This window comes from Tepidimonas sp. (genome assembly GCF_036825565.1).
Taxonomy (GTDB): Bacteria; Pseudomonadota; Gammaproteobacteria; order Burkholderiales; family Burkholderiaceae_C; genus Tepidimonas.
This window is the reverse complement of record NZ_DAISXZ010000092.1, coordinates 1-7,715: the sequence shown is the minus strand read 5'-3', so window position 1 is coordinate 7,715 and position 7,715 is coordinate 1. Positions and strand designations below refer to the sequence as shown.

Below are 7,715 nucleotides of genomic sequence, written 5' to 3'. Positions count from 1 at the left end.
CGGTGGGTGTGGGCATCTGCGCGGGCGGGGCCGAGTACATCGACGAACCGGGGCTGGCCGTCATGCTGTGCGACTTGGCGCCTAGCCGCTACCGCGTCTTCAGCGGACTGGCGCCGCTGGGGGCCACCCAGGGGCCGGAAGGCTTCGTGCCGCAGACCGCGCTGGTGCACGCCGACCCCGTCATGCCCGATGTGACGGAACTGGTGCAGGAGTTGGCCGAACGCACGCTGGGCCACTATCTGTTCGGGGGCTTGGCGGCCAGCCGCGCCGGCTCGCGGCAAATCGCGCGCTCCAGCCGGGGCGGTCTGGCCGGGCATGGGCGCGAGGCGGCGGCCGGTCTGTTCCGCGGGGGGTTGAGCGGTGTGGCCTTCGGGCCGGATGTGGGCATCGTCTCGCGCGTGACGCAGGGTGCGCGCGCCGTCTCGCCCGCGTACCGCGTCACGGCCGCGCGGGCGCAGTGCGTGGACGAGCTCGATGGTCAGCCCGCGCTCGATGTGCTGCTGCGCGCGCTGGACCTGTCGTTGGACGACCTGCCCGCCGTGATCGCGCGCCTGCGGCAGACGCTGGTCGGCTTGCAGGCGCCGGCGGCGCAGGTCCCGGCAGGCCGAATAGGGCACGAGGGGCACAGGGGACACGTTGGTCGTGTCCCTCTGCGCCTGGGCGACGATCTGTTGGTGCGCCACTTGGTGGGCCTGGACCCGGCGCGGCGCGCCTTCGTCGTCGCCGACGAGGTGCCCGTCGGCGGCACCCTGACCCTGTGCGCGCGTGACGTGCAGGCCGCCCGCGCGGACTTGGTGCGCATCTGCGCCGAGATCCGCGACGAACTCAGCCCCGAGGAGGGCGAGGCCGGCGGCGACCCTGTGCAGCGCATCGCGGGTGCGGTGTATGTGAGCTGCAATGGCCGGGGCGGGCCGCATTTTGGCGGCCCCGGGGCTGAACTGCAGATCGTGCGGCACGCTTTGGGCGACGTGCCGTTGGTCGGGTTTTTTGCCGCGGGTGAGATCGCCCACCACCGACTGTACGGCTACACCGGGGTGCTCACGGTGTTCGTGGCGGACGCTCCCAGCGGCTGAGGTCACACCCCCTGTGCGCGCTCGGCCGCGAAGCGCTGGCGGAAGGCGGCAAAGGTGCCCGCGTCCAGCGCGTCGCGCACCTCCTGCATCAGGTTCAGGTAGTAATGCAGGTTGTGGATGGTGGTGAGCATGGGGCCCAGCATCTCGCCGCAGCGGTCCAGGTGGTGCAGGTAGGCGCGGCTGAACCCGTCGCGCCCGCCGTCGGCCCAGCGCACGCCGCTGGCGCCCGCGCAGGCGTAACAGGTGCAGGTGGGGTCCAGCGGCTGCGGGTCGGCCTTGTGGCGGGCGTTGCGCAGCTTCAAGTCGCCGTAGCGGGTGAAAATCGTCCCGTTGCGGGCGTTGCGCGTCGGCATCACGCAGTCGAACATATCCACGCCGCAGGCGACGCCCTCCACCAAATCCTCCGGCGTTCCCACCCCCATCAGGTAGCGCGGCTTGTGCGCCGGCAGCCGGTGTGGGGTGTGCGCCATGATGCGGCGCATCTCCTCCTTCGGCTCGCCCACGCTCACGCCGCCAATGGCGTAGCCGGGAAAGTCCATGTCCACCAGCGCTTCCAGCGACTCTTGCCGCAGGTGTTCGAACATGCCGCCCTGCACGATGCCGAACAGCGCGTTGGGGTTGCCCAGCCGCTCGAATTCGGCCTGGCTGCGCCGCGCCCAGCGCAGGCTCAGCTCCATGCTGGCGCGCGCCTCGGCCTCGGTGGTGACGTGGCCGCTGGCCTTGTCGCCCTGCCAGTAAGGCGTGCACTCGTCCAACTGCATGACGATGTCGCTGTTGAGCACAGTCTGGATTTGCATGCTCACCTCCGGCGACAGGAACAGCCGGTCGCCGTTGACGGGCGAGGCGAAGTGCACACCCTCTTCGGTGATCTTGCGCATGGCGCCGAGCGACCAGACCTGAAAGCCGCCAGAGTCGGTCAGGATGGGCTTGTGCCATTGCTCGAAGCGGTGCAGCCCGCCGAGGGCGCGCATCACGTCCAGCCCGGGGCGCATCCACAGGTGGAAGGTGTTGCCCAGGATGATCTGGGCCCCCATGTCGTGCAGGCTGCGCGGCATCACGCCCTTGACCGTGCCGTAGGTGCCCACGGGCATGAAGATCGGCGTCTCCACCACGCCGTGCGTCAGCGTCAGGCGGCCGCGGCGGGCATGGCTGGTCGGGTCGGTGGCCAGCAGTTCGAAGGTCAGCATGGCCGGCATTGTACGGCTGCGTCTGCTTTACCATAGAATTTGCTTGACTTTTGGGTAAGTAAAGGAATCGCCGTGGAAACCGTCGAAGCCGTCGTGTCCAGCAAGGGGCAAGTCACGCTGCCCGCCGCGATGCGCGCCAAGCTCGGCATCCGGCCCGGCTCCTACATCCAGTTCGAGCTGCGCGGCCAGGAGCTCGTCATCCGGCCCGAGACGCCGATGAGCGCCTACTACGGCATGCTCAAGGGCTACGACCTCGGCGACGACCTCGAACCGCCGAAGGAGCCGGACCGGGAGTTCGACTGAATGAACGTTGTCGACTCCTCCGGCTGGATCGAATTCTTTCGCGCCGGCCCCAACGGGCCGGTGTTCAAGCCGGTCATCGAAGACCGCCGTCATCTGCTGGTGCCCTGCATCGCGCTGTACGAGGTGCACCGGGTGCTGGCCCGCAGCCTGCCGGAGGAGGTGGTGACGCGCTGCCTGGACGTGATGCGGCTGGGCCGCGTGCTGGACCTGACCGACGCGCGCGCGGTGGCCGCCGCGGGCGTGGCGCAGCGGCACCGGCTGGCGATGGCCGACGCCATCATGCTGGCCATGGCGCAGGAGTTCGGCGCGACGCTGTGGACGCAGGACGCCGACTACGCCGGCCTGCCCGGCGTGCGCTACGTGCCGAAGCCGGGCGCGGCAGCGCCCTGAAGCCGCCTCAGGCCGCCGCCGCGGCGGCCGAGCCCGCGCGCGCCAGCAGCATCGCGTCGCCGTAGCTGAAGAAGCGGTAGCGCCGCCCGATCGCGTGGCGGTACAGCGCCATGACGTGCTCGTAGCTGGCGAACGCCGACACCAGCATCATCAGCGTGCTGCGCGGCAGGTGGAAGTTGGTGATCAGCAGGTCCACCACGCGAAAGTCGAAGCCCGGCGTGATGAAGATGTCGGTGTCGCCTTCGGTGGCGCCGCGGCGTGCCCAACTCTCCAGTGTACGCACGGTGGTGGTGCCGACGGCCAGCACGCGCCCACCGGCGCGGCGTGTGCGCTCCAGCGCCGCCAGCGTCTCGGGCGGGACGCGGTACCACTCGCTGTGCATGCGGTGGGCGTGGATGTCCTCGCCCTTGACCGGCTGGAAAGTGCCGGCCCCCACGTGCAGCGTGACGCTGGCACGCTGCACGCCGCGCGCCTCCAGCGCTGCCAGCACCGCCTCGTCGAAATGCAGCGCCGCGGTCGGCGCGGCCACCGCGCCGGGGTTGCGGGCAAAGATGGTCTGGTAGCGCTGCTCGTCCTCGGCGGTGTCGGGGTGCTCGATGTATGGCGGCAGCGGCACGTGGCCGTGGCGCTCCATCAGCACGTAGGGGTCGTCGGAGAAGCGCAGCCTGAACAGTGGCCCGTCGGCGTCGGGCCAGCGACCCAGCAGCGTGGCGGTGAAGGCCGGCTGCCCGTCGGCCTGAGGTGCCATGCGCAGCACCGTGCCGGCAGGGGGCTTCTTGCTGACCTTCATGTGCGCCACCACCTCGCCGTCGGCCAGCACGCGCTCCACCAGCAGCTCCAGCCGTCCGCCGGTGGGCTTTGTGCCGTACAGACGCGCTTTGATCACCTGCGTGTCGTTGAAGACCAGCAGGTCACCCGGCGCCAGCAGCGCCGGCAGTTCGCGGAAGATGCGGTCGGCCGGCGGCCAGCCGCGCCCGTCCAGCAGGCGCGAAGCGCTGCGCTGCGGCGCCGGGTGCTGGGCGATCAGCTCGGGCGGGAGGTCAAAGTCGAAGTCGCTGGTGGTCCAGGCGCGCGCCGGTGCGGCGGTGGGGGGAAGGGTCGTCATGTCGCTCGAGGGCCGGACGGGCCCGTGCCAAGTCCAAGGGATGCGCATTGTCCCACGGCGCGCGGCCGTGTCAGGCCCGTGTCTTGCTCGCCCTTTAGCATGTGGGGGTGGGCCGGCGCGGGGCCGGTCGGTGGTGCGGGGGTGCGGTCATGCCGTTGGTCGTCTTCAATCAAAAGGGTGGTGTGGGCAAGTCCACCATCGCGTGCAACCTGGCCGCGATCGGGGCCGCGCGGGGGCAGCGCACGCTGGTCGTGGATTTGGATGCACAGGGCAACGCCTCGCGTTATCTGCTGGGCGATGCCGTGGCGCAGCCCGGCCCGACGGTGGCGGACTTTTTCGAGCAGACGCTGTCGTACAGCCTGCGCAACGAGCCGCCGCAGGCCTTCGTGCGCCGCACCCCGTTCGACGGGCTGGACGTGCTGGTGGCCAGCTCCGTGCTGGAGGAGTTGCAGGCCAAGCTGGAAGCGCGCCACAAGATCTACAAGCTGCGCGAGGCACTGGCCGCCCTGCGTGCGGACTACGGCGCCATCGTGATCGACACGCCGCCGGCGCTCAACTTTTACACGCGCAGCGCGCTCATGGGTGCCAGCGGCTGCCTCATCCCTTTCGATTGTGATGCGTTTTCGCGCCAGGCGCTCTACACGCTGCTCGACCATGTGGCCGAAATCCGCGCCGACCACAACCCGGCGCTGACGGTGCGCGGCATCGTGGTCAACCAGTTTCAGGCACGCGCCGCGCTGCCGCAGCGGCTCGTGCAGGCGCTGCGCGACGAGGGGTTGCCGGTGCTGGAGCCGTATCTGCCCGCGTCGGTCAAAGTGCGCGAGTCCCACGAGGCCGCCCGCCCCCTCATCCACTTAGACCCGCGGCACCGTTTGACGCAGGCCTTCGTGGCGCTGTACGAGCGCCTGGGCTGAGCGACGTGGCCGGGGGTCGGATCGAAGCCGGTCGCTGGGCCTGCGATCGACTACAGTCATGCCGTGTCACCGAATGGGGTTGAAGCATGTGGTTGCAAGTGGTGTGGTTCGTGGCGGGGTTGGCGGCGTTGGTGGTGGGGGCCAGCGCGCTGGTGCGCGGGGCGTCCAAGCTGGCGCTGTCGCTGGGTATTTCGCCGCTCGTCGTCGGGCTGACCATCGTGGCGTTTGGCACCAGCGCGCCCGAGATGGCGGTGTCCACCGGGGCGGTGCTGGCCGGCCAGACCGATATCGCCGTGGGCAACGTCGTGGGCAGCAACATCTTCAATGTGCTGTTCATTTTGGGCGCCAGCGCGCTGATCACGCCGCTCGTGGTGCATGTGCAGCTCATTCGGCAGGAGGTGCCGATCATGATCGGCGCGTCGGTGTTGCTCCTGGTGCTGGGGTTGGACGGCCGCATCGCCTGGTGGGAGGGCGGCCTGCTGCTGGGTCTGTTGATCGCCTACACGGCGTTTCTGATCGTGCAGTCGCGCCGCGCCTCGGCCGCCGATGCCGCGGCGTTCGACGCCGAGCTGCAGCCGGCGAGTGCGGGCGCGTGGGACGCCCGCTGGCCCGTCCAGGTGGCGCTGATGGGCGTCGGGCTGGCGCTGCTGGTCCTGGGCTCGGACTGGCTGGTCGGGGCGGCGGTCGCGTTTGCCAAAGCCTTGGGTGTCAGCGATGTGGTGATCGGCCTGACCATTGTCGCCGCTGGCACCTCCATGCCCGAGGTGGCCACGTCGATCGCCGCAGCCCTCAAAGGTGAGCGCGACATCGCCGTGGGCAACGCCGTGGGCAGCAACACCTTCAACATCCTGGGGTGCGTGGGCCTGAGCGGCTTGGCCTCGGCCGGCGCCGGCATCACCATCGCGCTATCGGTGCTGTCGTTCGACATCTGGGTGATGCTCGCCGTGGCGCTGGCCTGTCTGCCGGTGTTTCTGACCGGGCGCGAGATAGCGCGCTGGGAGGGGGCGGTCTTCCTCGGCTACTACGCCGCGTACACGGCGTATCTGATCCTCGCGGCCCAGTCGCATGCGGCGTTGCCCGCCTACTCGGCGGTGATGCTGGGCTTCGTCGTGCCGCTGACGGTGATCGCGCTGGTGACGAGTGTGCTGCGTTCGCCCAGCGCGCCACCGACCCCCTGATTGGGGGGGGCGTGCGCGGCGGCGTTTTCGGCACAATAGACCGGCTGTCACGGAAGCCGCCTGAAGCGTCTGGACCGTCACCGAGGAGACCCGCCGGCCATGCCTGCCGCATCCCCCCTGTTGCGCGACTCCCCGCAGCGCGCCGAGTGGCGTGAGGCGCTGCTCAACGATTACGCCCTGGCCGTGCTCACGCTCGGCGGTGTGGTCGCCGTGGTGTGGCTGGCGCCCTTTGCCGTTTACCGCGCCCTGACCGCAAACTGGCTGGCGGCCGTCTCGGACGCCATTTTGGCCGTCACCATCGGGGCGGCGGCGTGGTACGCCTGGCGCACGCGCGATACGCGCTGGCCCGGCTGGGTGATGGCGGTGGCCATCGTCGGCGGCATCTGGGCCATCGGCTTCGCGGCCCAGTTTGCGGCCCTGTTCTGGGCATACCCGGGCGTGCTCATGAACTTTTTCCTCGTGCCCGCGCCGGCGGCGGTCGTGCTGGGGGCGGCCGCGGTGCTGGGGGCCGCGGTGCTGTCCTGGCAGGAGCTGGGCGGCACCGAGGGACTGCCGTTTTTCGTCATTACCAACGTGCTCACCGGGGTCTTCGGGTACCTGGTGTCGCAGCAGGCCCACCGGCGCATCGAGCGCTGGCAGGCCCTCAGCCTGCTCGACCCGCTGACCGGCGTCGGCAACCGCCGCCTGATGGAGGTGGAGTTGGCGCAGGCTTTCCGGCGTGGGGCCTCCGTGGGCGCGCTGGCCATCTTGGATGTGGATCACTTCAAGGCCATCAACGATGGCCACGGCCACGAGGCCGGAGACGCCGTGCTGCGCGATCTGGCGACGGTGGTGCAGTCGGTGCTGCGCAAGACGGACCGCCTCTACCGCTTGGGCGGCGAGGAGTTCGTCGTCTGGCTGGGGCAGGGCGATGCCGCAGCCGCCGCAGCGGTGTTGGAGCGCATCCGCCAAGTGGTGCGCGAGCGGGTACGCATCGGTGACCGGGCCGTCACGTTCTCGGCGGGCGTGGCCGTGCACACGGCGCCGGAGTCCTGGCAGATCTGCCTGGCCCGGGCGGATGCGGCCCTGTATCGGGCCAAGCGCGAGGGGCGCGACCGCGTGGTGTGGACGCCGGCGGGCGAGGGCGGGTCCAGCCGCACCTAAGGCGCTCGGGCCGACCCCGTCCGACTCAGGCCGGCGGCACGCGGTCGCTGCGCCGCCGCGCGGGCGGGTCGGCCGCCAGATGCGCGGCCAAATCCGTCACACCCTCGGCGCGCCAGCGCTCGAACAGCGCGCGCAGGGCCGAAAAATCCTCCAGCCACAGTGACACCGGCGCCAGCTCGAAGATCGCTTCGAAATCGGCGTTGGCCTGCGGATGCGGGGGCGGAACCGGGGTGAGGCGGCGCTGGGTCATGGCAGTGCAGGGGGCAGCCCGCAAGGATGGGGGGTGGTGCAAGCCATCCAAGGGCAAGCGCCCTGCGTTGTCGATGCGGCGGGTGGGCGATTGTCGCTTTCTCCCATCGTCGGCGATGGCGCTGCTAGGATCGATCCATGGCCCGCGCCACGTCCGCCACCCCCTCCCGCCG

Annotated in this window: 8 protein-coding genes and 1 pseudogene; 6 read left to right on the top strand and 3 right to left on the bottom strand. The window is 70.4% G+C overall.

Annotation, left to right across the window (positions count from 1 at the left end; translation table 11 throughout):
- Positions 1 to 1,073: FIST signal transduction protein (locus V7026_RS10425; RefSeq protein ID WP_334155322.1), on the top strand; the 1,073-nt coding region annotated here is incomplete at its 5' end.
- Positions 1,074 to 1,075: 2 nt separating this feature from the next.
- Here the strand turns inward: V7026_RS10425 and tgt are convergent.
- A complete protein-coding gene (tgt, locus tag V7026_RS10420; RefSeq protein ID WP_334155321.1) occupies positions 1,076 to 2,260 on the bottom strand; it encodes a tRNA guanosine(34) transglycosylase Tgt in 1,185 nt (394 codons plus the stop codon).
- A 72-nt stretch (positions 2,261 to 2,332) separates the two neighbouring features.
- Here tgt and V7026_RS10415 point away from each other — a divergent pair, with 72 nt between their 5' ends.
- The gene (locus V7026_RS10415) at positions 2,333 to 2,563 is read left to right on the top strand and encodes an AbrB/MazE/SpoVT family DNA-binding domain-containing protein (protein WP_143969338.1); all 231 of its coding nucleotides are present in this window, start codon (positions 2,333 to 2,335) and stop codon (positions 2,561 to 2,563) included.
- Positions 2,564 to 2,953, top strand: a complete 390-nt coding sequence (locus V7026_RS10410) for a type II toxin-antitoxin system VapC family toxin (RefSeq protein ID WP_068608162.1) — start codon at positions 2,564 to 2,566, stop codon at positions 2,951 to 2,953.
- A gap of 7 nt (positions 2,954 to 2,960) precedes the next feature.
- Here V7026_RS10410 and queA read toward each other — a convergent pair whose 3' ends face one another.
- Entirely contained in the window at positions 2,961 to 4,058 is a 1,098-nt protein-coding gene (queA, locus tag V7026_RS10405; RefSeq protein ID WP_334155320.1) for a tRNA preQ1(34) S-adenosylmethionine ribosyltransferase-isomerase QueA, read from the bottom strand.
- Positions 4,059 to 4,207: 149 nt separating this feature from the next.
- On the opposite strand from queA, the gene V7026_RS10400 reads away from it, so the two are divergent.
- The 3 genes from V7026_RS10400 to V7026_RS10390 all read left to right on the top strand — a co-directional run bounded on the left by V7026_RS10400 (position 4,208) and on the right by V7026_RS10390 (position 7,293).
- Positions 4,208 to 4,972, top strand: coding sequence for a ParA family protein (locus V7026_RS10400; RefSeq protein WP_334155319.1), 765 nt, complete (start codon positions 4,208 to 4,210; stop codon positions 4,970 to 4,972).
- Positions 4,973 to 5,058: 86 nt separating this feature from the next.
- Positions 5,059 to 6,150, top strand: coding sequence for a calcium/sodium antiporter (locus V7026_RS10395; protein ID WP_334155318.1), 1,092 nt, complete (start codon positions 5,059 to 5,061; stop codon positions 6,148 to 6,150).
- A 99-nt stretch (positions 6,151 to 6,249) separates the two neighbouring features.
- The gene (locus V7026_RS10390; RefSeq protein ID WP_334155317.1) at positions 6,250 to 7,293 is read left to right on the top strand and encodes a GGDEF domain-containing protein; all 1,044 of its coding nucleotides are present in this window, start codon (positions 6,250 to 6,252) and stop codon (positions 7,291 to 7,293) included.
- Between the two features lie 64 nt (positions 7,294 to 7,357).
- Here the strand turns inward: V7026_RS10390 and V7026_RS10385 are convergent.
- Positions 7,358 to 7,543: pseudogene (locus V7026_RS10385) on the bottom strand (hypothetical protein); the annotation flags it as partial.
- Between the last annotated feature and the right edge of the window lie 172 nt (positions 7,544 to 7,715).